Origin of the sequence: Parabacteroides sp. CH2-D42-20 (assembly GCF_003670185.1) — a bacterium.
Lineage (GTDB): Bacteria > Bacteroidota > Bacteroidia > Bacteroidales > Tannerellaceae > Parabacteroides > Parabacteroides distasonis.
Map to the genome: position 1 here is coordinate 120,143 of NZ_RAYG01000020.1, position 24,306 is coordinate 144,448.

The following is a 24,306-nucleotide window of genomic DNA, read 5'->3' on the forward strand; positions in this document are numbered from 1 at the left end:
ATGATAGATCCGGTCCGGGCAAAGAGAGATTCTTTCCCGGATCGGATTGTTTTAACGGAATGAATATGATTCGAAATGTGAGTTCGCGAGACGCCAAGGCGATCGTGGATATATACAATGAATATGTCGTGAATAGCGTGGCTACGTTCGAGACGGAACCTTTGCGGGTGGAGGAGATGGAGGGTCGCATAGCCGGGATCTCGGCGAGTTATCCTTATCTGGTATACGTAGATCATGATGAGGTCGTGGGATATTGCTATGCCCATGCGTGGAAAGAAAAGGCAGCTTATAAATATACGCTTGAGACCACCGTTTATTTATCCCCGAGATACAAGGGCAAGGGGATCGGCCGGCAGCTTATGGAAAGGCTGATCGAGGAATGTCGGGCAGGCGGCTACCACGCCCTGATCGCCTGCATCACTGAGGGGAATGAGGCCAGCTACTCGCTGCATGAGAAGCTGGGGTTCAGAAAAGTATCCCACTTCGAGAAAGTAGGGCTGAAATTCGGGCGGTGGCTGGACGTGGTAGATTATGAATTGATAATTAAGCCTAACGAGAGGTAACTTTCGAATCTCAATTTTCAATTCTCAATTAATATACCTATCTTCGCGATAAACAAAATGTAAAGAATGAAATACAATACAGAAGGAAAAAGATTGACTTTGCCCGAATACGGACGCAATATCCAAAATATGGTGGACTATTGCGTGACTATCCAAGACAGGGAAGAGCGTAAGCGTTGCGCCAACACGATTATCAACATCATGGGAAACATGTTCCCGCACTTGCGTGACGTAAACGACTTTAAGCATATCCTTTGGGATCATCTGGCGATCATGGCCGATTTTAAGCTCGATATAGACTATCCGTACGAGATCATCAAGAAGGAGAACCTGTATAGCCGTCCGCCTCGTATCCCGTACAACAATAACCGTATACGCTACCGCCATTACGGAAAGACCTTGGAGCTGATGATCCGCAAGGCCACGGAGCTGCAACCCGGCATGGAGAAAGACCAGCTCGTGCGACTGCTGGCCAACCAGATGAAGAAATCGTTCCTTACTTGGAACAAGGAAAGCGTGGACGACCGTAAGATCTTCAAGGATCTGGACGAACTCTCCGGCAGCAAGATCGTATTGAGCGAGGAGGAACATAAACTGGCCGAGAGCCGTGATATATTGGCCCGTAATAACAGTGGCGCCCACAAAAGAAACTTTACGCGTAAAGGCAGATGAGCTCGTTCGTTATAGAAGGTGGTTATCGCTTGTCCGGCGAGATCGTCCCGCAAGGCGCCAAGAATGAGGCGCTGGAGGTGATCTGTGCGACATTGCTAACACCGGAGAAGGTGACCATACACAATGTGCCCGATATCTTGGACGTGAATAACTTAATCCAGCTCCTTAGGGATATGAGGGTCAAGGTGGAGCATCCGTCCGCCGATACCTATACCTTTCAGGCGGACGACGTGGACATGGAGTATTTACGTACCGAGGAGTTCCTGCGCAAGAGTGGTAGCCTGCGGGGTTCCGTGATGATCGTAGGCCCGTTGGTAGCCCGCTTCGGCAGGGCGCTGATCCCGAAACCGGGTGGCGACAAGATCGGGCGACGCCGGCTGGATACGCACTTCGTGGGAATCCAGAAGCTGGGCGCTTGCTTTAGCTACGACGCCGAGCGGCAAGTATACGAGATAGAGGCACGCCAGTTGAAAGGCGCTTATATGCTGCTCGACGAGGCTTCCGTGACCGGAACGGCGAATATCTTGATGGCTGCCGTGCTGGCCGAGGGGGTGACGACGATCTATAACGCCGCCTGCGAGCCTTACCTGCAACAACTTTCCACGATGCTGAACCGCATGGGAGCGAGAATCTCAGGTGTCGGTTCTAACCTATTGACAATAGAAGGTGTACGGTCGCTTTCCGGCACGGAGCATACCATCCTCCCCGATATGATCGAGGTGGGTAGCTTTATCGGTATGGCCGCTATGACCGGATCGGAGATCACCATCAAGAATACAGGATATGATAAGCTGGGGATCATCCCGGACGCTTTTCGCCGCTTGGGTATTACCGTGGAGCAGCGAGGCGATGATATTTATATCCCCCGGCATGATTCCTACGAGATCGATACGTTTATCGATGGTTCTATCATGACCATCGCCGACGCTCCTTGGCCGGGGCTTACACCGGACTTGCTGAGCGTATTTCTCGTAGTGGCTACGCAATCCGTGGGAAGCGTGCTGATCCACCAGAAAATGTTTGAGAGCCGCTTGTTCTTTGTGGACAAGCTAATCGATATGGGAGCCCAGATCATCCTTTGCGACCCGCACCGGGCTACGGTGATCGGGCTGGGCAACCGCTTCAAGTTACGGGGCTCTACGATGGTATCCCCGGATATCCGTGCGGGTATCGCCTTGCTGATCGCCGCCATGAGCGCCGAGGGCACCAGCACGATCCATAATATAGACCAGATCGACCGGGGATATCAAGGGATCGATAAGCGATTGAACCGGATCGGGGCACGTATCACGAGGATTTAAAGATTTTAGGCGATGATTAGAGAAGAAGAGGTTTTCAAGATCGGGCAGTTTGCCAAGCCCCATGGCATCAAGGGGGAGTTGTCGTTGGTGACGAATAGCGATGTGCTGGAAGATGCCGAGGACCCGTACATTGTTTGCGAGATGGATGGTATCTTGGTACCGTTCTTCGTGGAGGATTTCCGCTATAAGACCGATACGGTGGTCTTGGTGAAACTGGAGGACGTGAATTCCGAGGAGGATGCTCGCATGTTTGTGGGCAAGGAGGTGTTTTATCCTTTGGACGCCGTGGACGAGGAGGATCTCGTGGGGGATATGACGTGGGACAGTTTTATCGGTTATACCGTGACGGACGTACAGAAAGGCTATTTAGGAGAGATAACAGACGTGGATGAGACGACAATCAACGTCCTTCTGCGTGTCGATCATAAAGGCGAGGAGCTGTTGATCCCAGCCGTGGAGGAGTTGATCACCGAGGCCGACCATGAGGCCCGTAGCCTCACGGTGTCTTTGCCGGAGGGACTGATTGATTTATAATTGAGAATTTATAATTGAAGATTAGGGGTTGAAAAAGAAGAATACGAAATCGTTTTGGCACCGGATCCGGTTTAAATATAAACTTTCCTTCATCAATGAGGGGACGTTGGAGGAGGTGTGGTCTTTCCGGCTTTCGCAGTTATCGGCGTTTGTCACTTTGGCGGTGTTCGCCTTTTTCTTGATCGCCGTTACCGCTTTTATCATCATCAAGACACCGATTCGCAACTACTTGCCGGGTTATCTCGACGTGGAGGTTCGCAAGGAGATTATGCAGAATGCCTTGCGGGCGGATTCGTTGGAGCGTATGATCGAGATCCAGTCCCTTTATCTGGATAACGTGGCCGGAATCATTTCCGGTACGATGCCCTTGGACTCGATCCGCCAGATAGATTCTTTGGCTAGCAACGATATTAACTATGAGATTCCTCGTAGCAAGGAAGAGACTCGCTTCGTGAAAGATTACGAGGAAGAGGAGAAATATAATTTATCGGTATTGACCGACCCGGGCAAGGTCCCGACCGAGGGGGTCTTTTTCTATAAGCCCGTGAATGGCGTGGTCACCTCTCATTATGAGACGGATGTCCATCATTATGGCGTGGATCTGGCCGCGGCCCCGAAGGAGAGTGTCTTGGCTACGTTGGATGGTACGGTGATCTATACCGGTTTCGATCCGAACCACGGAAACGTAATTCAAATACAACATAAGAACGGATTCATCTCGGTTTATAAGCACAACGAATTGTTGCTGAAAGAGGTGGGAGACCATGTGGTAGCCGGTGAGGCGATCGCTCTGGTCGGGAATACGGGAGAGTTGTCTACCGGGCCGCACCTGCATTTCGAGTTGTGGTATAAGGGCAATCCTGTGAATCCGGAAGAATATATAGCTTTTTGATATTCCATGAAAAAAAGACAGTTAGCGATATTAGGCTCGACCGGTTCCATCGGAACCCAAGCCTTGGAGGTAGTGAGCGAGCATTCCGATCTTTTCGAGGTCTATGCCTTGACCGCGAATAACCAAGTGGACTTATTGATCAATCAGGCCCGGAAATATATGCCGGAGGTGGTGGTGATCGCCAACGAGCGGAAATATCCCGAGCTGAAAGAGGCCTTGGAGGACTTGCCGATCAAGGTATGGGCGGGTGCCGACGCTATCGCCCAGATGGTGCAGTCGGAGCCGATCGATATGGTGCTGACGGCGATGGTGGGTTATTCCGGCTTGCGACCGACGATCTCGGCGATCAAGGCGGGAAAGGCGATCGCCTTGGCGAATAAGGAAACTTTGGTCGTGGCCGGCGAGCTGATCATGAAGCTGGCCGCCGAGCATAAGGTGCCTATCTTGCCGGTGGACTCGGAACATTCGGCCATTTTTCAATGTTTAACAGGTGCGTACGATAATCCGATCGAGAAGATCTTGCTGACGGCTTCCGGCGGTCCGTTCCGGCGGAAGACGCTGGAGGAGCTGGCTACCGTGACGAAGGCGCAGGCCTTGAGGCATCCGAACTGGACGATGGGGGCGAAGATCACGATAGACTCGGCCTCGATGATGAACAAGGGCTTCGAGATGATCGAGGCGAAATGGTTGTTCGATGTCACGCCGGATCAGGTACAGGTGGTGGTGCACCCGCAGTCGGTGATCCACTCGATGGTGCAGTTTGAGGATGGCGCCGTGATCGCCCAGCTGGGAATTCCCGACATGAAATTGCCGATCGCCTACGCTTTCTCGTTCCCGACACGTATGAGGAGCATGGCGCCCCGTCTGGATTTCAACCAATATTCGACCTTGACGTTCGAGGAGCCGGATATGGAACGTTTCCGCAACTTGGCTTTCGCTTTCGAGGCGGCCCGCCAAGGAGGGAATATGCCCTGTATCTTGAATGCCGCCAATGAGGTGGTGGTGGCCGCTTTCCTGCAAGATCGTATCGGCTTCTTGCAAATGAGCGACGTGATCGAGCGGACTATGCGGAAAGCCTCGTTTATCGTCAATCCCTCGTATGAGGATTACGTGGCTACCGACACCGAGGCTAGGCGGTTGGCGGCCGAGTTATTTTGAAATAATTTAAAACAGAACAAACAATAGTAGATGGAAACTTTTTTGATTAAGGCGTTACAGCTCATCTTGAGCTTATCGATACTGGTGATTGTCCACGAGTTCGGGCATTTTATCTTCGCCCGGATTTTCAAGGTACGGGTAGAGAAGTTCTACCTCTTCTTCGATCCGTGGTTCTCGCTATTCAAGTACAAGCCGAAAAACAGTGACACGGAATACGGTGTAGGCTGGCTTCCGTTGGGAGGATATTGTAAGATCTCCGGTATGATCGACGAGAGTATGGACAAGGAGGCGATGGCCCAGCCGCCCAAGCCTTACGAGTTCCGCTCCAAGCCGGCCGGACAGCGTTTGATGATTATGGTAGCGGGCGTGGTGTTCAACTTCTTGCTGGCTTTGTTTATTTATTCCATGATCTTGTTTACGTGGGGCGATACGTACTTGCCCTTGAAGAACATGAAGATGGGTATGAATTATAGCGAGACGTTCCAGAACGTCGGTTTTCAGGACGGTGATATCTTGCTGAGAGCGGACAATGAGGAGTTGGAGCGTTTCGGTAGCGACAGTTTCCGCAAGGTGGTGGAGGCAAAGACCGTGACGGTGCTCCGTGACGGGCGGGAGACCGTGATCTCCATACCGGAGGATATGATGCAACGTTGCATGCGTGACGGAAAAGGCTTCGCCGATCCTTTGCGTATCCCGATGGTTGTTCGTGAGCTTCCCGACAAGAATGCCCCGGCGGCTCTTGCCGGCATGCAGCCGAAGGATAGCGTGGTGGCTATTAACGGTGTGGCTACCCCGACGTTTTATGATGCCTCTGGGTTATTGTCAGAGAATAAGGGTGAAGAGGTGACAGTAGATTTCTACCGGAACGGCCAGTTGGAGTCCTTGACCATGAGGACGGACTCGGCCGGGAAAATTGGCGTAGCGGTGATGTTGCCTACGGATCTCTATCAGACCGTGACCCGCAAATACGGTTTCTTCGAGTCGTTCCCCGCCGGTATTAAATTAGGTATTAATACCTTGAAGGGATATGTGAACGACATGAAATATGTGTTTACGAAGGAAGGTGCCTCCAGTTTGGGCGGTTTCGGTACGATCGGCGGATTGTTCCCGTCTGTCTGGGATTGGCGGATTTTCTGGGAACGTACGGCTTTCCTATCTATCATCTTGGCGTTCATGAATATCTTGCCGATTCCGGCCTTGGATGGCGGACACGTGATGTTCTTGATCTATGAGGTAGTGGCCCGTCGCAAACCGAGCGATAAATTCCTAGAGTATGCCCAAATGGCAGGTATGTTTATCCTGTTCGCTTTATTGATCTATGCGAATGGAAATGACATCTTCCGCTTCTTCTTCAAGTAGCGTATGTCTCTACAGCTAGATACAAAAAACCTCCCGGATCACTTTTCTATGTGATCCGGGAGGTTTTTTTGTATGAATAAAGTCCTCTTTCTTATTTCAGGATGTCGTTGATAGAAGCGAGGATCTTCTTGGAGTTCTCGTCTTTCGGGTCGAGTTCGACTGCCTTTGTCAAATATTCTTTCGCTTGCTTGAAATCTTTGTCGGCTTTCGCTTTCTCGGCGTTGTATTTATCCGGCTCGGAAGTAGCGATCGGGGTAGCGGCCTGTAATATCTTCGCTCCGTTGCCATACAGCATGGCGCCAAGGCTGTAGTAAGCGTTGCTCTGGTAATCCTTGTTCGATACGGCTAGGACCTCTTTGTACATTTTCTCGGCACCGGCCAGATCTCCCTTCTTTTGGGCGGCTTGTCCTTGTTTGATGCAGTAACCGTAAAGCAACTTTTCCAGATTGGTCTTATTCTTGTTTCCATCGGGAATCACTTTTAATCCCTCTTTTACCGTAGTCAGGAATTCTTCTGTCTTGTTTAAGTTACGGTAAGCCATGGCCTCGCCTACATAAGAGTCGTCTACGTTGTAGTTCATCTTAACGGCCATGTCGAAATACTTGGCGGCCTCGGCGTAGTTCTTCGCTTGATTAGCGGCGTATCCGCAATTGAAGATACGGGCCGTGTCTTGGTAATTGTTTTGTTTCAAGTATTCGCCGTATTTTGTTACGACGGTAGCGTAATCTTTTGCTTTCAAAGCAGCGTCACCTTCATCTCTTAATTTGTCAGCGTCTTGTGCGAATAGGTTTCCGACACATAGGCATAAAGCCACTAATAAAACAATTTTCTTCATGGTAATTATTAAATTTGATTGATTTTGTGCTCTAAGTTAAGGCGTGCGGGAAAAGAAGCCAAGATATTTTACGTTTTTTAGAAAACAATAAAAATAGAAAACATAAAAAAGGGATTGCTTACGGCAATCCCTACTGATGAAAGATTCTTTGAAACTTATGCTTTGAGTGAAGGAAAAGCCTCTGCTACGGCGGGGTAGACAATCTTTCCTTCCACGATGTTTAATCCCAGTTCTAGGCCCGGATCTTCTTCGCAGGCTTTTTCCCAACCTCTGTCGGCAAGCTTGATCACGTACGGCAGGGTAGCGTTGGTCAAGGCTAATGTGGAAGTCTGCGGGACCGCTCCCGGAATGTTGGCTACGCAGTAATGGAGGATATCGTCTATCTCATAAACCGGATTGGCGTGCGTAGTCGGGTGGGAGGTCTCGAAGCAACCGCCTTGATCGATGGCTACGTCTACCAATACGCTGCCCGGTTTTAATAACTTCAACATATCCCGGGTGATCAAGTGCGGGGCCTTGGCTCCGGGGATTAATACGGCGCCGATCACTAAATCGGTTGTGGGTAATTCCTGTTCGATCGTATGCGTGGAAGAGAACAACGTCTTCACGTTTTTCGGCATCGTCTCGGACAGATAGCGCAAGCGGGGAAGCGAGATGTCGGCAATCGTGACATCAGCACCTAGCCCGGCGGCCATCAAGGCGGCGTTGTGGCCTACCACACCACCGCCTAAAACCAATACCTTACCCGGTTTCACGCCCGGCACGCCACCTAGCAATACGCCTTTGCCACCTTGCGGTTTCTCAAGGAAACGAGCGCCTTCCTGTACGGACATGCGTCCGGCTACCTCACTCATAGGAATCAAAAGGGGTAACGTATGATCTGGGTTCTCCACGGTCTCGTAAGCCAGACAGATGGAGCCGCTCTTTATCATGGCAAGGGTGAGAGCCTCGTCGGATGCGAAATGGAAGTAGGTGAAGACAAGCTGTCCTTTGCGTACCAAGGGATATTCGCTGGCGATCGGTTCTTTTACTTTTACGATCATCTCGGCAATTCCATATACATCCTCAATGGCCGGGAGTATCCGGGCCCCTGCCGCCACATAGGCATCATCGGCGAAACCACTGTTTATACCAGCCGTGTGTTGCACATACACGGTATGACCTCTTTTCACCAACTCTTTGGCTCCGGCGGGAGTAAGAGCTACCCTGTTCTCGTTGTTCTTGATTTCTTTTGGAATTCCAATAATCATAATGGTAGCATTTAATGGGTTTATATGCCTGCAATATACAAAAAAGAGGAACAGATTGGTATTCTGTCCCTCTTTTTTTATCTTATTTCTTGTTCCTTATAAACCTTGTCCGTGGCAGTTCTTGTATTTCTTGCCACTTCCGCAAGGACATGGATCATTGCGTCCTACTCGTTTCTCGGCACGGACCGGGGCTTGCTTCGGCTGAGGTGCCTCGGCTTGGGTGTTGTTTCCGCTCAAGTCTGTTTTCTCCGTGCGGTAACGGCTCATATCCTCGTGCTTCTCCGGGGCGGCCTCTTGTACGGCGATACGTTGACGGGCTCTTTCCTCGGCGATCGCTTGGGCGGCTTGCTGGGCTACGGCCGCTTGACGGGCTTGCATGGCTTGGCGTTGCTCCTCGGTCGGCTCCTCACGTACCGGGATCTGTCCACGCATCAAGATGGCGGCTGTCTTACGGTTCATGTTGTCTACCATTGTCTTGAACAGGTTGTAAGATTCAAGTTTGTAGATCAACAAAGGATCCTTGTTCTCGTAGCTAGCGTTTTGTACGGAGTGGCGCAACTCGTCCATCTCACGTAGATGCTCTTTCCATCCCTCGTCGATCATATGCAATACGATTGATTTCTGGAAGGATTTAACGATTGCCTTACATTCCGTGTCGTAAGCCTCTTTCAGGTTACAAGATACATTATACATGCGCTTGCCGTCCGTGATAGGAATCATGATGTTCTCGTACATCGCTCCTTGATTCTCGTACACTTGCTTGATGACCGGGTGAGCGACTTGCGTCATGCGTTCCATGCGACGTTTGTAAGTCTTCAATGCCTCCTCGAACAATTTCTCTACGAGTTGCTCCGGTTTCATGCTCTTGAATTCGTCTTCCGTGAACGGACTTTCCATGGCGAATGTCTTGAACAATTCCAGCTTGAAGCCCTCGAAGTCCTCGGCGTGTTGATCGGCGATAGCTGTAGAAGTATCGTAAATCGTGTTCAATACGTCCAGACCGATACGCTCTCCCATCAAGGCGTGGCGACGGCGGGTGTAGATTACGTTACGTTGCGAGTTCATCACGTCGTCGTATTCCAACAGACGTTTACGGATACCGAAGTTGTTTTCCTCGACCTTCTTCTGGGCACGTTCTACGGACTTGCTCAGCATATTGTGCTCCAGAACCTCGCCTTCCTTGAAACCAAGCTTATCCATCAAGCCGGCGATCTTCTCGGAAGCGAATAAACGCATCAAGTCGTCTTCCAGTGAAACGAAGAATACGGAAGAACCCGGGTCTCCCTGACGTCCGGCACGACCACGTAACTGACGGTCTACACGACGGCTCTCATGGCGTTCCGTACCGATGATAGCCAAACCGCCTGCGTCTTTCACGTCCTTGGACAGCTTGATATCGGTACCACGACCGGCCATGTTGGTAGCGATCGTAACCGTACTCTTTTGACCCGCCAAGGCCACGATCTCGGCCTCTTTCTGGTGCAACTTAGCGTTCAATACATTGTGCTGGATCTTACGCATCGTAAGCATACGGCTCAATAGCTCGGAGATCTCTACGGATGTTGTTCCCACCAATACCGGGCGGCCTGCTTCCGTCAGCTGAACGATTTCCTCGATAACAGCGTTATATTTCTCACGTTTTGTCTTGTAGATACGATCGTTCATATCGTTACGGGCGATCGGTCGGTTGGTCGGGATCACTACTACGTCCAATTTGTAGATATCCCAGAACTCGCCTGCTTCCGTCTCCGCCGTACCGGTCATACCGGACAGCTTATGGTACATACGGAAGTAGTTCTGCAAGGTGATCGTGGCGAATGTTTGTGTAGCGGCCTCTACCTTTACACGTTCCTTAGCCTCGATCGCTTGGTGCAGGCCATCGGAATAACGACGTCCGTCCATGATACGGCCCGTCTGCTCGTCAACGATCATGACCTTGTTGTCCATAACCACGTACTCATCATCCTTCTCGAATAAGGTGTAAGCTTTCAATAATTGGTTGATGGTATGTACACGCTCGCTCTTGACGGAATAGTTTGCCAAGATCTCGTCCTTTTGAGCTTGTTTCTCTTCCTCGGTTCCTGTCATGTTCTCCAATTGAGATAATTGGGAAGTGATATCGGGAAGTACGAAGAAGGTCGGGTCGTCCGTCTTACCGGTCAATAGGTCGATACCTTTATCCGTCAATTCGATACTGTTGTTCTTCTCGTCGATCACGAAATACAACTCATCGGTCGCCTCGTGCATATGGCGCATATTCTCGGACATGAAATATTCTTCCGTCTTCAACATTTGAGCCTTTACGCCTTGCTCGCTTAAGAACTTGATCAACGCCTTGTTGCGGGGATATCCCTTGAAGGAGCGGTACAGAAGGATAGAGCCTTCCTCAACGACCTTCTGGTCGTCGCTAGCCATTTTCTTCTTGGCCTCGATCAATAATTTGGAGCAAAGGTCTTTCTGCGCGTTCACGACAACCTCCACGTTCGGGCGGAATTGCTCGAATAATTGTTCCTCGCCACGAGGGATCGGTCCGGAGATGATCAGCGGCGTACGAGCGTCATCGATCAATACGGAGTCCACCTCATCGACGATGGAGTAGTTATGCTTGCGTTGTACCAAGTCTTTCGGGCTGATCGCCATATTGTCACGCAAGTAGTCGAAACCGAACTCGTTGTTCGTACCGAACGTGATATCTGCCTCATAAGCCTTACGGCGAGCCTCGGAATTCGGCTGGTGCTTGTCGATACAGTCTACGGAAAGCCCGTGGAACATATAAAGCGGTCCCATCCATTCGGAGTCACGTTTTGACAAGTAATCATTCACGGTTACCACGTGTACACCGTTACGTGTCAAGGCGTTCAAAAATACCGGAAGGGTAGCCACCAAGGTCTTACCTTCACCGGTAGCCATCTCGGCGATCTTACCTTTATGAAGAACGACGCCACCAAATAGCTGAACGTCGTAATGGATCATATCCCATGTGATCTCGTTTCCACCGGCTTTCCAGTGATTGGCGTAAATCGCCTTATCGTCCTCGATGCGGACAAAGTCGAAACGAGCGGCCAGATCCCGGTCGAATTGGTTAGCGGTAACTACCACTTCCTCATTCTCGGCGAAACGGCGGGCCGTATCTTTCATGATGGCGAATACCTCGGGCAAAGATTGCTCCAGTACCACTTCCATCTTGTCCGTGATGGCTTTCTCAATTTTATCTACCTCGGCCCAGATCGCCTCACGTTCTTCCAGTTCCTTATCCTCGATGCCTTTGCGAAGCTCTTCCACTTGCGCTTTCTCCTCGGCTACGTAGTCCTGGATACGTTGTTTGATCTCATCTGTTTTCGCACGCAACTCGTCGTTCGAGAGTGCCTTGATTGACGGATATACGGCCTTTACCTTATCTACGTAAGGTGTGATTTCTTTAAGGTCACGCTGCGACTTATTGCCGAACAGCTTCGTCATAAACTCATTAAATCCCATGATTCTTATGTTAATGGATAGTTGAGCAACTATCGTCTGTTATTACTTTGTTGTTTGAATAATTAGATAATAATAAATAGAAAGAAGAGCCACACAACCCTTGATAATTATCAACTTTAATAATCAATTCTCTATTATTTGGTTGTCAGCTCCCAGAGCGGCAAGCTTTGCGTAGCGTTTGGTGGCCTGATTCTTAGCACATGGGTTACCGTGGGGGCTACCTCAGTGGCCTTGACTTCGCGGTAGATATGTTGGGGTTTCAACCCGTTGCCCATAAATACCAGCGGGGTGATAACAGCATTATTGCGTATAATCTTGACTTTTTCTTTCGGATTGTCGAGGTTTACTTTCCAACCGGGTTGCAACTCGATGATCAGATCGCCCCGTCTCAAATGGTGCGTACCTTGACGGAATTTGGCGGTTCCCTCGTTCCAGTCGCCCGTAAGCAAGCTCCTGCCCGTGGTGACGAGTTGTACGCCACTAAATTCCTGTATGAATTCGGCGGCCTTGTTCTGTAAAGTCGTCAAATCCAACTTGGCGTCTTCTATCGCCTTGCGGTTCAAGTAGATCTGGTTATTGTAGTATCCTTGTACCCAACTGGTATGTTGGCCGTAAATGGCCATCAAGTACATATTAAGCAGGGCCAGACAACGTTTCGGGTGGAACTCGCCACCGTTCACCATCAAGCCGTCCGGATAAGACTCCTCGCTTTTATAATAACCGGAACCGGTGAAGACTACCAATGTATTGGCCAAGCCCACTTTCTTGTCGATCGTATCCAGTAGCTTCTCGATATCTTGATCGAGTTGATAATACGTATCTTGAATCTCCCGGGTGTATTCCTTGCTCATCGTACCCCGGTAATTGCCCGCATAGTACGTGATAGACAACATATCCGGGCAACTGCGTGTACCAAACCCTCCGTACTCTAGGAACTGGAGGGCCAAGCGATTGATCTCCTTATTGATGAACGGAGAGGTCTTTAGGTTCGGATAGCAGTTCGCGAACTTCTCGCTGAACGTATAGCGGAAAGGAAGATCATCCAATACGTAAGGAAAGGCATCGTATTTCTCCATCGGAAGGGTAGGAGTCCATACCATGGTTTCCAAGCGTGACGCCAAGGATTCCGGGCCGTTATTATAGCGGTCTACGTACCAAGGGATTCCCTTATAGTACGTCGTGGTAGCCCATTTCCCGTTGGTGTTATCCATCCAGAAAGCTCCGTTCGCCGCATGTCCGGCGGAAAGGATGGCGCTCTCGGCATCCGGGGCGATGGAATATACGTCGCTTCTTCCTTGAGAGGCGATTTTCAACTCGTCGCCGATCGTGGAACTGAATAAATTCTTGGGCGAATAATTCTCTTTCGTGTAATTACCCAGATATTCAGGATCATTTAAGATCGAGACCTCTTTCTCTTTCTCGAAATCAAACGTCTTCTCCCCCGCGATACCGCTGAAGCAAGGGTTGCTTCCGGTAAAAAGAGTCGCGAACGCGCTGGCTTGGTCTATGTCCGAGAACTCGAAGCGGATATTGTTGTACACCAACCCCTCGTTCATCAAACGCTTGAAGCCACGTTCGCCAAATGTATTATAAAAGTATTCTATATAGTCGCCCCTTAGCTGATCCACAGTAATACATACCACCAATTTGGGGGTACGTTGCTGCGCCTCAAGGTTTGTTACCACGAGGATAGCGATAAGTGACGTTATAATTTTTCTCATCCGATTCTCCATATCTTTCTGTAAACACCCCAACCCGAACGAACCCAAATCGAGGCTACAAGCGGAATAAAGGCACTGTTTAGATGTTGCGGAATGAAATACCATCCCAGTAACATCAGCGTAAGCGCCGCAAAGTTAATAAAATGATAGTAATATGCAGCCTTCTTCAGCTTTTTTACGCAAAACAAAATAACAGCGATCAAATCGAGCGGCTGTAACCATACCAAAGACCAGTTCGGCCACGTGCAGGGATGGACGGATATGAAGCTAAGAAAGAAGAGGATGACACCTCCGGCTCCGGCTACCGAGAAAAGGACACAATCCACCCACAAGAAGTATTTTTTTTTGCGCCATTCGATCCAAGTAAGCCCTAAAACGATTCCGAACAGAAGCCAAGCGCAGACTAAAGGGGTGAATAAATCCCAGATATCTTTTTCCGGCTCGTCGGCTTCCCCGGCTCCGATCACGTGGGTCTCGCTCACCAATGGGCGGATTGTCCCGTCCGGGCCCGTGATGGTGGCTTTAGAGAACGCTTCTTTTAGATAAGGGGGGAGGAAGAGCATCTCGTGCTGGGTGGCCTCCCGGTCGGTGGGGCTGCCTAGCGCTAGGTCGCATCCGAATGTGAGCCACGGATGGTTTCGGGTACAATAATTAATAAGATCCCGGAAGGTCTGGGATTGATAGGGATACTGATAATCGACGCTCCCGTTGATCTCCTTTTCCAAGATTGCGGCAGGGCGGGTAGCGCAATTATCGAAGAAGAAGTTATAACGATATACCCTGTTCTCCGGCCTGTAATTAATAAGCAGGGCATCCCATATATGCTCTTTCTCTTCTTGGGTGAGGTTCAATACTTGCTCCGTGATATCGCTGCCCCGCATTTGGTACTCGATCACGTAGTCTTGGAAATCGGCTACTCCCAGTTTATAATCCGTCTCTCCTTTAGCGAATCGGTAGATAAAATTAGGTTTGGAGAAATCAAATATACCGTAATTGAATATATAATCTATATTTTGCTTGGGATCGTATATGCGTAGAGCGGCATGCCCGTACACGGTGAATACCTCTTCATCGTACGGTGCGCTGGTCATCAGACTGATACGGGCTTCCTCGCTCAGTTTGGGTTGCGCCATCGCCGATAGGGAAAGAATCCCCAGCAGGAATAGAAATATGCTTTTTGTCATTCTCTTCTTAATTATTTGACGCAAAGGTAGATTATTTTTCTTAAACAGTATAGATCGTTTAAGCATAACATATGGCTTTATGTCGAGAAAAGAGATAACTTTGTTTTTATTATAAAGGGAAAAGGAAACTTGGTTACATCTTTGATTATAAGAGTGTTGCAGTTTTTGCGGATTTTTTTTAAGAAACTTTAGTTTCTTCTAAGGAAAACAAAAGTTTTCCTATGAGGAAACAGAAGTTTCCCTTGCACAAAACTCTAGTTTCTAGCTAGAGAAACGGACGTTGCTTTTAGAAGGAGCATTGAGGAGATAAAACAAAATTAGGCGACCATCCTTATTTGGATAATCGCCTAATGCCTGATAGAGCGGTAGGCGAGGCTCGAACTCGTGACCCTCAGCTTGGGAAGCTGATGCTCTACCAACTGAGCTACTACCGCATTGCGAGTGCAAATGTATACAAATCTTTCTTTTTTTAGTAACTTTGGCGAGAAAATTTTATAAAAAAGAATTAAGTATGGAAAAACTAGTCTTGATAAAGGTAGGAGGGAAGATCGTTGAGGAAGAAGAAACGCTTCGTCAATTATTGAACGATTTCGCTGCTATCGAGGGATATAAGGTCTTGGTGCATGGGGGAGGACGCTCGGCTACCAAGCTTGCCGCCCAATTAGGGATCGAGAGCAAGATGGTGAACGGTCGCCGTATTACGGATGCCGAGACCTTGAAGGTCGTGACAATGGTCTATGGCGGGTTAGTGAATAAAAACATCGTAGCGGGCTTGCAGGCGTTGGGCGTGAACGCTTTAGGCTTGACTGGTGCGGACATGAACTTGATGCGTTCGGATAAACGTCCCGTGAAGGATGTAGACTATGGTTTCGTAGGCGACGTGAAAGAGGTGAATGCCGATTTGCTAGCCTCTCTTATCCATCAAGGTATCGTGCCGGTACTGGCTCCTCTTACACATGATAAGCAAGGCCATATGTTGAATACGAACGCTGATACGATAGCGGGAGAAGCCGCTAAAGCGTTGGCGAAACATTTTGAGGTGACATTGATGTTCTGTTTCGAGAAAAAAGGCGTTTTGTTGGACGAGAACGATGATGAGAGCGTGATACCGGAAATCGATCGTATAGCGTTTAAGGGATATGTAGAACAGGGAATTATCCAAGGGGGCATGATCCCAAAGCTAGAAAACGCTTACCAAGCGATAGACGCCGGGGTGAAGCAGGTGATTATTACGCAAGCCTCGGAGATTCACCAAGGAAAAGGGACGAGAGTCTTTTAAATAAATGAGGGGCTGTTTATAGCCCCTCACGTACATTATATAATAGGTCTATCAAAGACTCCGAATCTTGATATTACGGAACCAGATTAATGAATCCCCATGTTTTCCTTGTAATCCGATAAATCCTTTTGTCGGTAATTCGGCGAAAGGTTTGGGCAGCCAGCTTGGGATATCGCTTCCATCCGGGTTCTTGGTGCCGGAAGTCCATTTGCTCATATCCATTTCGGTAACTTTCTTTCCGTTGAGGATAACCATGATATGTTGTCCGGCGCATTTGATACGCATATGATTCCACTCCCCGGGTTTTTTGACAACCTTGTCTTGCACGGCGCCTAGATGTCCGTAAATGGCTCCGCATTTCTCATACGGCTTGCCGTTTCCCCATTTTTCACAATGGTCGTCCGCTATCTGTATTTCTACCGAGTTGGGTATCCAATCCTTCGTGTCCGTACAGTAAACGACTACTCCGCTGTTCGTGCCCACGTCGGTCTTAAAATCAAGATCCAGCTCGAAGTTCTCATATTCATCCTTTGTCCAGATAGACTCGTCCTTCACGGCACCTAACACGCCATCAGTCTCGCTCCAAACTTCCGGATTGTAGTTGGCGTTTTCCAGATTTTTACCGAAGAGAGGCTTCCATTTATTGTTATCCGCCGCGAATAAGGAGAATGTACCTGCCACACACCATAAAGTAGCCATGGCTAAAAGAAAATGTTTCATGCTATTAGTTTTAAAGATTTACGTGAGGCAAATGTATTCATTTATTTTGGAAGAAACATAGTCTACGAAGAACGATTTTATTTACAGGTGAAAGCGAAATAGGTTGAAATGCTATGATTCTTAAGGAAATCTTCTTTTTTTATCAGAAATCAAATAGTTTGTTAAAATGATATTAAAATCTTGCATAATCTTTATTGTTGTAAAATAGATTAACTGAAAATTACCTATTGCTTGATTGGTTTTGTGTTATTATGATATTGCTTGTGTGTCAAAATATGCATTTAATAGGTCTAAAAATGACGTTGTGAAATATATTTGACTGTTTTGATGACATAAAACTATTATATTATTTGTTTTTAACAGAAAATATTCTTTATATTTGCGGTGTGAAGATTAGGTATATGTATGATTGTATGTAAAAGTAAAGTGAATATTTTAATGTAATTTTAAATATATGCATGTATAATCCTGCTGTTTTAAACTAAGTTCTTCGTAAACTATGGTAAGTTATGTGTGAATTTTGATTTAAATAATTAATTGTTAAATAAAAAGTGTGTTTATGAGAAGGTTGACTTTTTTGTTATTATGCTTGTTTATAGGCATAGGAGTCGCAACGGCACAGACGATGAAGATAACAGGTAATGTTATATCATCGGAAGATCAGCAACCCGTGATCGGTGCGGCTGTCGTTGTGAAAGGCACTACGATTGGTACGGTTACGGACTTTGAGGGAAACTTTAGTTTAGATGTACCGAGAGACGCTAAGATGATCTTTATTTCTTATGTAGGATTGAAAACGAAGGAAGTACCTGTGGCATCCGTGATCAACGTTGTTTTGGACTCGGATTCAAAAGCGTTGGATGAGGTGGTTGTAACCGCTATGGGTTTGACTCGTGAGAAGAAAGCCTTGGGTTATGCCCTGCAAGAGGTGAAATCTGATGAGTTGACAAAAGCTGGCCAACAGAGCTTGGCGACCTCACTTTCCGGTAAGATCGCCGGTGTGCAGATTACTTCTCAAGGTGGACAGGTTGGTGCGTCGCAGAATATCGTGGTTCGCGGTAATTCCTCTTTTGGTAATAACCAACCGTTGATCGTTGTGGATGGTGTGCCTATCGCTAATGATAACGCGAAAGGTGCCACTGTAAACTTGGGTTCCGGCTTGAATGATATTAATCCGGAGGATATAGAGTCTATCTCTGTGTTAAAGGGTGGATCTGCCGCTTTGTATGGTATGCGTGCCGGTAATGGCGTTATCTTGGTTACTACTAAATCCGGTAAGAAAGACAAGGGTGTATCTATCTCTTATGAGGGTGATATCACGATTGACCGGGTTTATAATTTGCCTAGATTGCAGAATAAGTACGGACAAGGCTATTACGCTTCCGAGTATGATTGGAAGGAAGCGCAAGCGGGGGAATATTCTGGCGATTATCAAGCTTTTGCCTTGGAGAATGGTTACAATTATGTAGATGGTATGGGTAGTGGTATCAACGATAACGCAGATGAGTCTTGGGGACCTCGCTTGGATATCGGATTGAATTTGCCGCAATACAATAGCCCGGTGATCGATGGCGTGCGTCAGGCTACTCCTTGGGTTTCCAGCCCGGACAATATCAAGAATTTCTTCCAAACGGGTTATTCTATGAATCATACGGTGGCTTTGTCTGCCTCTACGGATAAAACGTCTACACGCGCGTCTTTATCTTTCCGTGATCAAGGCGGTACGACCCCGAACACTGATCAGAAGCGCTATGCTATGGCGGTGAACACGAAAATGACGTTTAATAAGTATATTGATTTCGACTTGTCTGCGAATTATATTCGCACGAAAAGCGCAAACTTGCCGGGTACGGGATATAACAGTACGAATGCTTTGCAGTCTATCATGCAGTGGTTTGGTCGTCAAGTTGATTTGAAAGATTTGAAGAATAATTGGGATCAAGTGGATGAGTATGGAAAATATACGCATTATAACTGGATACAGTCTTTCCATGCGAATCCGTATTGGACATTGAATAAGAATACTAATAGTTATGATCGTAATCGTTTCTATGGCAAGACCTCTTTGTATATCAAACCGACCGATTGGTTAAAGTTTGAAGGTCGTATGGGCTTGGATCATTACGATTCTAATCAGTTCTCTCGTATTTTATGGAATATCGACTATCCGAATGGATATTTTCGTAGCTTCGACCGTTCGATGACTGAGTTTAACGCGGACTTTATCGCCTACGTGAACAAGAACTTCGGTGATTGGGCCTTGAATGGTTTGGCTGGAGCCAACTATCGTGATTATCAAACAGCTATCATGGGGACAGGTGCGGACGAATTGACCGCAGAGGGATTATTTACCGTAGCGAACGCTCATGGAACCCCGTACACCTTGAACGACCATGAGAAACGTCGTTCAAACTCTGTATACGCTAATGCCTCTATCGGCTACAAGAATATGGCTTATGCCGAGGTAAGTGTCCGTAATGACTGGGACTCTACGATCAAGGACGCTTTCTTCTATCCTTCTTTCAGTGGTAGCTGGATCTTGACCGAGACATTCCCCGGATTGCAAAATGGCGATTATTTGAATTTCTTGAAATTGCGTGGTGGTTGGGCAAAGATCGGTTCCGCAACGGACCCGTATCGTTCGAACGCTTATTATTCATTGATCAGTTCTTCGTTCAATGGTACTACATTGTTCTATAATCCGACAATCCTTCCTCCTACAAATCTTCGTCCGGAGAGCGTAAAGACTTGGGAAGTTGGTGTTGAGGCTAATTTGTTCAACAATCGTTTGCATATTGATGCCGCATATTATAATAAGGTGACGAGCGATCAGATCATGAATGCGAACGTGGCTACCTCTACCGGTTATACCTCTATGTATATCAACGCTGGAAAGATCAGCAACAAGGGTGTCGAGTTGCAGGTATCCGGTGATATCATCAAGAATCCGAAAGGATTCAACTGGACGGCTACGTTGAACTGGGCGAAAGATAAGAGCCGAATTGATGAGCTTTATACAGATCCCGTTACCGGACAGTCCTTGGACGCTTACCAAATCGGTAGTAGCTGGAGCGTGAAGAACTATGCTATGGTCGGTAAGAGCTGGGGTACTTTGGTAGGTACAGGTTACGTATATAATGAGGATGGCTCGATCTTGGTAGAGGATGGTATTCCTGTCTACGAGGCCGGAAAAGAGATCGGTGATGTTACGCCGAAGTGGTTGGCTGGTTTCAGCAATGAGTTCTCTTATAAGGATTGGAGCTTCGGTTTCTTATTGGATTTCCGTTTGGGCGGTGACGTATATTCTGTTACACAAGCATTCGGTTCTCAGACGGGTATCTTGAAACACACGGCAGAAGGCGATTTGCGTGAGAATGGCGTCGTACTTGGCCAGAATTATATGACGGACAAGGTCTTCAAGACCGCTGATGGTAAGATTAATGATGTCGCTGTCAACGCGGAGGACTTCTTCTATAATTATTATACGATTTGTGAGATGTCGGTATTCGATGGTTCTTACTTGAAATTGCGTGAGGCTCACCTGACGTATAATTTCCCGAAATCAATTCTAGAGAAGACTAAATGTATCAAGGCCGCTCATGTATCATTGGTTGGTACGAACTTGGCGTTGCTTTGGGTGCATAAGTCAAATATCGCTCATATTGATCCGGAGTCTACAAGTACCGGTGGCGATGACCCCGAGACTACGGCTACAAGCAGAGGATTTAACTCTGGTGTAGGTTTTGAGTCCAACTCTTATCCTCCTTCTCGTAGCTTTGGTCTTAAATTAGGTGTAACATTTTAATCAACATTAATCTGAGGAATTTAATATGAAAAGATATATCAAGAATTTCATGATGGCTATGATGGTCGGCGCTACTGTATTCGGTAGCTCGTGTACCGATTCGTTTGAGGAGGTCAATACAGACCCGGATAGCCCTACGGATGTGCCTACGACGAATCTTCTGGCGTATTCTTTATATTACACATCCTATCGTCTGTATGATCGGTGGTTCGCAATGGATGAGCCGATGACTTTCTGCGGATATGCTTCGAAGATGACTTATATCGACGAGTCCCGCTATAATTTCCGTACGGGTGTACAGGATACGAACTGGGAGTATTTGTATCGTATATTGAATAACCTAAAAGATATCGAGAAGCGTGCCACGTTTAATGAGACTCCTAATATGCTGAACGTATCGAAGGTTATGCAGGTTCATTTGATGCAGGTAGCCACGGATCGTTGGCGGGATGTCCCTTATACGGATGCCGCTAAGATGACAGATGGGGTCTTGCAGCCGAAATACGATAAGCAAGAGGATATTTATCCGGGCTTATTGGCTACGTTGAAGGAAGCTGCGGATGGCTTTGCCGATGGTGGTAGTGATGACTTAGGCGAGGGAGACTTGTTATTCGGTGGTGATATCGAGAAGTGGCAGAGATATTGTAATTCTATGCGTCTTCGTTTAGCGATGCGTATCTCAGAGGTTTCCCCGGCGTTGGCTAAGGAGACCGTAGAGGAAGTCATGGGTAATCCCACTAAGTATCCGATCATGGAAAGCAACGATGATAATGCTTTCTTCTGGTGGATCGGAACAGACCCCAACTATTACGAACCGATGGCAGACGGTTATCGTACACGTAAGACGGAGTATTGTGCCGCAGACGTGATCGTGGATCATATGAATACACGTGAGGACCCTCGTCGCTCATCTTATTTCCAACCCACAAAAGAAAGTGTGGAGGCCGGTGAGCCTAAGTATGTAGGTTATACGATCGGGGCGAAAGCGAATGCGGTAGCTTCTAAATATTCCATTTGGGGAGCACGTTTCTTCACGGACTTGGCTGGTTTTTCTCCTTATATGCGTGTCGCTGAGCCTTGGTTCTGTGTCGCTGAGGCATCTATGTTGGGATGGAATACCGGAATCTCCGCAGAGGACGCATACAATAAGGCTGTTACCTATTCCATGGAAGAGAATAGCGTATCTGCCGAAGATATAGCGGATTACCTTGCGAACGCGGGTAAGTTCACGAATGATAAGAAACAGATTTATTATGAGGAATGGGTTGCCATGTTCAAGCAAGGAATGGAAGGTTGGTCATTGTATCGCCGTACAGGCGTGCCAGACAACTTGTATCCGGCTCCGGGCCGTCCGGCAAACTATTCTAATCATAACGTACCCCCGTTCCGCTCTCCGTATCCTGATAAGGAACGTAATTTGAACAATGCGAATTGCGCTCCGTTCGATGCGGAAGTCGTGGATAATTTGTGGGGTAAACAAATGTGGTGGGATACACGTACAGGCGTTCATTAACTACTAGTTAACATAGACATACCAAGTGCCTGTATACTATAGAGGGGCTGCTCGTGATGAGTGGCCCCTTTTTTTGTCATTATGCTGTCATTTTTAAATAAACTATGTACCTTTGTCCGGCTTATTTAGAAAAAAGATGGAAAAAGAAGGAATGATGGTGGTCGATATTAAGAATATCGTTACTCGTTTGCCGGAATTGCGGTTTACGGCACCCGTGAATTGGAGAATTGATGAAGGGCAGCAATGGGCTGTGGTCGGTCCGAATGGCGCTGGTAAAACCTTGATAGCGGATATTATGCAGCGTAAATTCGCTTTTAAGGAAGGTGAGGTCGTGTTCTCCGGGGATGGTAAGGTAAGTGACTTTATCAAGAGTATAGCGTTTAAGGATATTTATTCGTTGGCGGATTGCCGGAATTCTTATTACCAACAGCGTTGGCATTCGACAGAGACGGAGGAGATGCCTATTGTCGAGGAATTGTTGAAGGAATATGCCGGCTCTGATAATTTAGCGAAGATATTGACTCTTTTCGGTATAGAGGATTTATTGCCTAAGCGGTTGATCTTCTTATCAAGTGGTGAATTACGAAAATTCTTGATTGTCCGGACGTTGCTTAGTCGTCCTCGTGTCTTGATCTTGGATAATCCTTTTATCGGCTTAGACGCTCCATCCCGGGATTTATTGGTAGAGATGCTAGGGCAAATGACAAAATTGAATGGTGTTCAAGTTGTCTTGTTATTATCTAACCCCAATGACATACCGGCAATGATCACGCATGTATTGCCTATCCATGATCGTACTTGCTTGCCTCCGCTGACTCGAGAGGAGTTTATGTCGGATACGGAATTAATCGCCCGTCTTTTTCCAACGGAAGGCATTCATGCATGCGAGGAAGTTGGTAAGGTTCGTTTACCTGTGGATATGAACAAGATAGCCTCTTTACATGAGGTGACTTTACGCATGGAACATGTGAAAATACGCTATGGTAGCCGTACGATCTTGAAAGATTTGGATTGGGAAATCAAGAACGGGGAGAAGTGGGCGTTATTCGGTCCGAATGGCGCTGGTAAATCTACCTTGCTGAGTTTGGTTTACGCGGATAATCCCCAGTCGTATGCGAATACGTTGTATTTGTTTGATAGAAAGAGAGGTTCCGGAGAAAGTATTTGGGATATCAAGAAGCGTATCGGATATGTATCGCCGGAGATGCACTTATATTATAAAGAGAATGTCCCTACCTTGAATATTGTCGGTTCCGGCTTTTTCGATTCGATCGGCTTGTTTCGTAAGTGTAATGCGGAGCAAGAAACGGTAGCCTTGGAATGGATGAAAGTTTTTGGTATCGAACATTTGAAAGACCGTTTATTCTTGACCTTATCATCGGGAGAACAACGTTTGGCTTTATTAGCGAGAGCTTTCGTGAAAGATCCCGATTTAATTATATTAGATGAGCCTCTCCACGGTCTGGATGTGAGCAATAAGAAAAAGGCGGCTGCTATTATCGAGCAATTCTGCGATCGCCCGGGAAAAACCTTGATTTACGTAACCCATTACCCGCATGAATTACCTGCTTGCGTAGACAAGCGGTTCGAGCTAGTGAAGCATGCGTAAATTATCCTTATAAGGACTTGAAAAAAACATAGTTATGATTTTTCAAAAGATAAGTATGAATTGAAAAAATCATAACTATGAATTTATAAGGTCATTTCCACTATACTTTGGCTAGCGGCTAGAGCATCACGAGTAAAGCAGAACCCAAATAGAGGATACTTCTCCGGGTAGGAATGGCGTAAATACGAGTTTCCGAGTTCCTTGGACTACTTTATTAAAGGGAAATTCGTTGTTTTGTGTCAACGCCAGTTTCGTGGGTTCGGGTAACTGTATCGTAAATTCATACGTTTCTCCTAATTTTATCTGTTTTGCAGGGTGTAATAGGCTTTTGAAGTGAATAACTAACGGCTTGTCGAATGAATAACTAACGGCTATACCTAGCCGCTAGCTTACGGCTTGGGAAGTGAATAACTAACCACTTGAGAAGCCTTTTG

The 24,306-nt window shown here is 47.3% G+C and carries 17 protein-coding genes and 1 tRNA gene; 11 read left to right on the forward strand and 7 right to left on the reverse strand.

Features of this window, described 5'->3' with window-relative positions; translation table 11 throughout:
• Positions 1 to 65 precede the first annotated feature (65 nt).
• The 7 genes from D7V92_RS12845 (at position 66) to rseP (ending at position 6,479) form a co-directional block, all read left to right on the forward strand.
• The gene (locus tag D7V92_RS12845; RefSeq protein WP_121773018.1) at positions 66 to 563 is read left to right on the forward strand and encodes a GNAT family N-acetyltransferase; all 498 of its coding nucleotides are present in this window, start codon (positions 66 to 68) and stop codon (positions 561 to 563) included.
• Between the two features lie 66 nt (positions 564 to 629).
• Complete coding sequence (locus tag D7V92_RS12850) at positions 630 to 1,235, forward strand: DUF4290 domain-containing protein (RefSeq protein WP_008771685.1); 606 nt, start codon at positions 630 to 632, stop codon at positions 1,233 to 1,235.
• Positions 1,232 to 2,536 (forward strand): UDP-N-acetylglucosamine 1-carboxyvinyltransferase, encoded by a 1,305-nt coding sequence (gene murA / locus D7V92_RS12855; RefSeq protein WP_008780928.1) that lies wholly within the window; start codon positions 1,232 to 1,234, stop codon positions 2,534 to 2,536. Before D7V92_RS12850 ends, murA begins: the two co-directional genes overlap by 4 nt.
• Positions 2,537 to 2,548: 12 nt before the next feature.
• On the forward strand, positions 2,549 to 3,070 hold the full coding sequence (gene rimM, locus D7V92_RS12860; RefSeq protein ID WP_008780929.1) for a ribosome maturation factor RimM: 522 nt from the start codon (positions 2,549 to 2,551) through the stop codon (positions 3,068 to 3,070).
• 28 nt (positions 3,071 to 3,098) lie between these two features.
• Complete coding sequence (locus D7V92_RS12865) at positions 3,099 to 3,962, forward strand: M23 family metallopeptidase (RefSeq protein WP_087346064.1); 864 nt, start codon at positions 3,099 to 3,101, stop codon at positions 3,960 to 3,962.
• Between the two features lie 6 nt (positions 3,963 to 3,968).
• Positions 3,969 to 5,120 carry a 1-deoxy-D-xylulose-5-phosphate reductoisomerase gene (locus D7V92_RS12870; protein WP_008780931.1) on the forward strand — a complete coding sequence of 384 codons (1,152 nt, stop codon included), beginning with the start codon at positions 3,969 to 3,971 and terminating at the stop codon, positions 5,118 to 5,120.
• 30 nt (positions 5,121 to 5,150) lie between these two features.
• The gene (rseP, locus tag D7V92_RS12875; protein ID WP_008780932.1) at positions 5,151 to 6,479 is read left to right on the forward strand and encodes an RIP metalloprotease RseP; all 1,329 of its coding nucleotides are present in this window, start codon (positions 5,151 to 5,153) and stop codon (positions 6,477 to 6,479) included.
• 91 nt (positions 6,480 to 6,570) lie between these two features.
• Here the strand turns inward: rseP and D7V92_RS12880 are convergent, their stop codons facing one another.
• From D7V92_RS12880 to D7V92_RS12905, 6 genes are all read right to left on the reverse strand, one after another.
• Positions 6,571 to 7,314 carry a lipopolysaccharide assembly protein LapB gene (locus D7V92_RS12880; RefSeq protein ID WP_005855602.1) on the reverse strand — a complete coding sequence of 248 codons (744 nt, stop codon included), beginning with the start codon at positions 7,312 to 7,314 and terminating at the stop codon, positions 6,571 to 6,573.
• 155 nt (positions 7,315 to 7,469) lie between these two features.
• A complete protein-coding gene (gene ald / locus D7V92_RS12885; RefSeq protein WP_005855604.1) occupies positions 7,470 to 8,564 on the reverse strand; it encodes an alanine dehydrogenase in 1,095 nt (364 codons plus the stop codon).
• A gap of 96 nt (positions 8,565 to 8,660) precedes the next feature.
• A complete protein-coding gene (gene secA / locus D7V92_RS12890; RefSeq protein ID WP_005855607.1) occupies positions 8,661 to 12,041 on the reverse strand; it encodes a preprotein translocase subunit SecA in 3,381 nt (1,126 codons plus the stop codon).
• Between the two features lie 134 nt (positions 12,042 to 12,175).
• Entirely contained in the window at positions 12,176 to 13,762 is a 1,587-nt protein-coding gene (locus D7V92_RS12895; protein WP_121773019.1) for an alkaline phosphatase family protein, read from the reverse strand.
• Positions 13,759 to 14,946: a DUF4105 domain-containing protein gene (locus D7V92_RS12900; RefSeq protein ID WP_057329194.1), complete on the reverse strand. Its 1,188-nt coding sequence runs from the start codon at positions 14,944 to 14,946 to the stop codon at positions 13,759 to 13,761. The genes D7V92_RS12895 and D7V92_RS12900 overlap by 4 nt, the downstream gene beginning before the upstream one ends.
• Positions 14,947 to 15,307: 361 nt before the next feature.
• Positions 15,308 to 15,380, reverse strand: a tRNA-Gly gene (locus D7V92_RS12905).
• Between the two features lie 77 nt (positions 15,381 to 15,457).
• Here D7V92_RS12905 and argB point away from each other — a divergent pair.
• Entirely contained in the window at positions 15,458 to 16,225 is a 768-nt protein-coding gene (gene argB / locus D7V92_RS12910; RefSeq protein ID WP_036651497.1) for an acetylglutamate kinase, read from the forward strand.
• A 51-nt stretch (positions 16,226 to 16,276) separates the two neighbouring features.
• Here the strand turns inward: argB and D7V92_RS12915 are convergent, their stop codons facing one another.
• Complete coding sequence (locus D7V92_RS12915; RefSeq protein WP_008771694.1) at positions 16,277 to 16,945, reverse strand: DUF1080 domain-containing protein; 669 nt, start codon at positions 16,943 to 16,945, stop codon at positions 16,277 to 16,279.
• Between the two features lie 559 nt (positions 16,946 to 17,504).
• On the opposite strand from D7V92_RS12915, the gene D7V92_RS12920 reads away from it, so the two are divergent.
• The 3 genes from D7V92_RS12920 (at position 17,505) to D7V92_RS12930 (ending at position 23,872) form a co-directional block, all read left to right on the forward strand.
• Positions 17,505 to 20,750 carry a SusC/RagA family TonB-linked outer membrane protein gene (locus tag D7V92_RS12920; protein ID WP_121773016.1) on the forward strand — a complete coding sequence of 1,082 codons (3,246 nt, stop codon included), beginning with the start codon at positions 17,505 to 17,507 and terminating at the stop codon, positions 20,748 to 20,750.
• 25 nt (positions 20,751 to 20,775) lie between these two features.
• On the forward strand, positions 20,776 to 22,263 hold the full coding sequence (locus tag D7V92_RS12925) for a SusD/RagB family nutrient-binding outer membrane lipoprotein (RefSeq protein WP_057327194.1): 1,488 nt from the start codon (positions 20,776 to 20,778) through the stop codon (positions 22,261 to 22,263).
• Positions 22,264 to 22,399: 136 nt separating this feature from the next.
• Positions 22,400 to 23,872: an ATP-binding cassette domain-containing protein gene (locus D7V92_RS12930; protein ID WP_057329192.1), complete on the forward strand. Its 1,473-nt coding sequence runs from the start codon at positions 22,400 to 22,402 to the stop codon at positions 23,870 to 23,872.
• Positions 23,873 to 24,306: the final 434 nt, after the last annotated feature.

Excerpts from the sequence above, each read along its gene's own strand:
- rimM (WP_008780929.1), top strand. The coding sequence starts at position 2,549 with ATGATTAGAGAAGAAGAGGTTTTCAAGATCGGGCAGTTTGCCAAGCCC.
- argB (WP_036651497.1), top strand. The coding sequence starts at position 15,458 with ATGGAAAAACTAGTCTTGATAAAGGTAGGAGGGAAGATCGTTGAGGAA.
- D7V92_RS12920 (WP_121773016.1), top strand. The coding sequence starts at position 17,505 with ATGAGAAGGTTGACTTTTTTGTTATTATGCTTGTTTATAGGCATAGGA.
- D7V92_RS12915 (WP_008771694.1), bottom strand. The coding sequence starts at position 16,945 with ATGAAACATTTTCTTTTAGCCATGGCTACTTTATGGTGTGTGGCAGGT.
- ald (WP_005855604.1), bottom strand. The coding sequence starts at position 8,564 with ATGATTATTGGAATTCCAAAAGAAATCAAGAACAACGAGAACAGGGTA.
- D7V92_RS12880 (WP_005855602.1), bottom strand. The coding sequence starts at position 7,314 with ATGAAGAAAATTGTTTTATTAGTGGCTTTATGCCTATGTGTCGGAAAC.
- D7V92_RS12845 (WP_121773018.1), top strand. The coding sequence starts at position 66 with ATGATTCGAAATGTGAGTTCGCGAGACGCCAAGGCGATCGTGGATATA.
- D7V92_RS12900 (WP_057329194.1), bottom strand. The coding sequence starts at position 14,946 with ATGACAAAAAGCATATTTCTATTCCTGCTGGGGATTCTTTCCCTATCG.
- D7V92_RS12850 (WP_008771685.1), top strand. The coding sequence starts at position 630 with ATGAAATACAATACAGAAGGAAAAAGATTGACTTTGCCCGAATACGGA.
- murA (WP_008780928.1), top strand. The coding sequence starts at position 1,232 with ATGAGCTCGTTCGTTATAGAAGGTGGTTATCGCTTGTCCGGCGAGATC.
- D7V92_RS12925 (WP_057327194.1), top strand. The coding sequence starts at position 20,776 with ATGAAAAGATATATCAAGAATTTCATGATGGCTATGATGGTCGGCGCT.
- secA (WP_005855607.1), bottom strand. The coding sequence starts at position 12,041 with ATGGGATTTAATGAGTTTATGACGAAGCTGTTCGGCAATAAGTCGCAG.
- D7V92_RS12870 (WP_008780931.1), top strand. The coding sequence starts at position 3,969 with ATGAAAAAAAGACAGTTAGCGATATTAGGCTCGACCGGTTCCATCGGA.
- D7V92_RS12895 (WP_121773019.1), bottom strand. The coding sequence starts at position 13,762 with ATGAGAAAAATTATAACGTCACTTATCGCTATCCTCGTGGTAACAAAC.
- D7V92_RS12930 (WP_057329192.1), top strand. The coding sequence starts at position 22,400 with ATGGAAAAAGAAGGAATGATGGTGGTCGATATTAAGAATATCGTTACT.
- rseP (WP_008780932.1), top strand. The coding sequence starts at position 5,151 with ATGGAAACTTTTTTGATTAAGGCGTTACAGCTCATCTTGAGCTTATCG.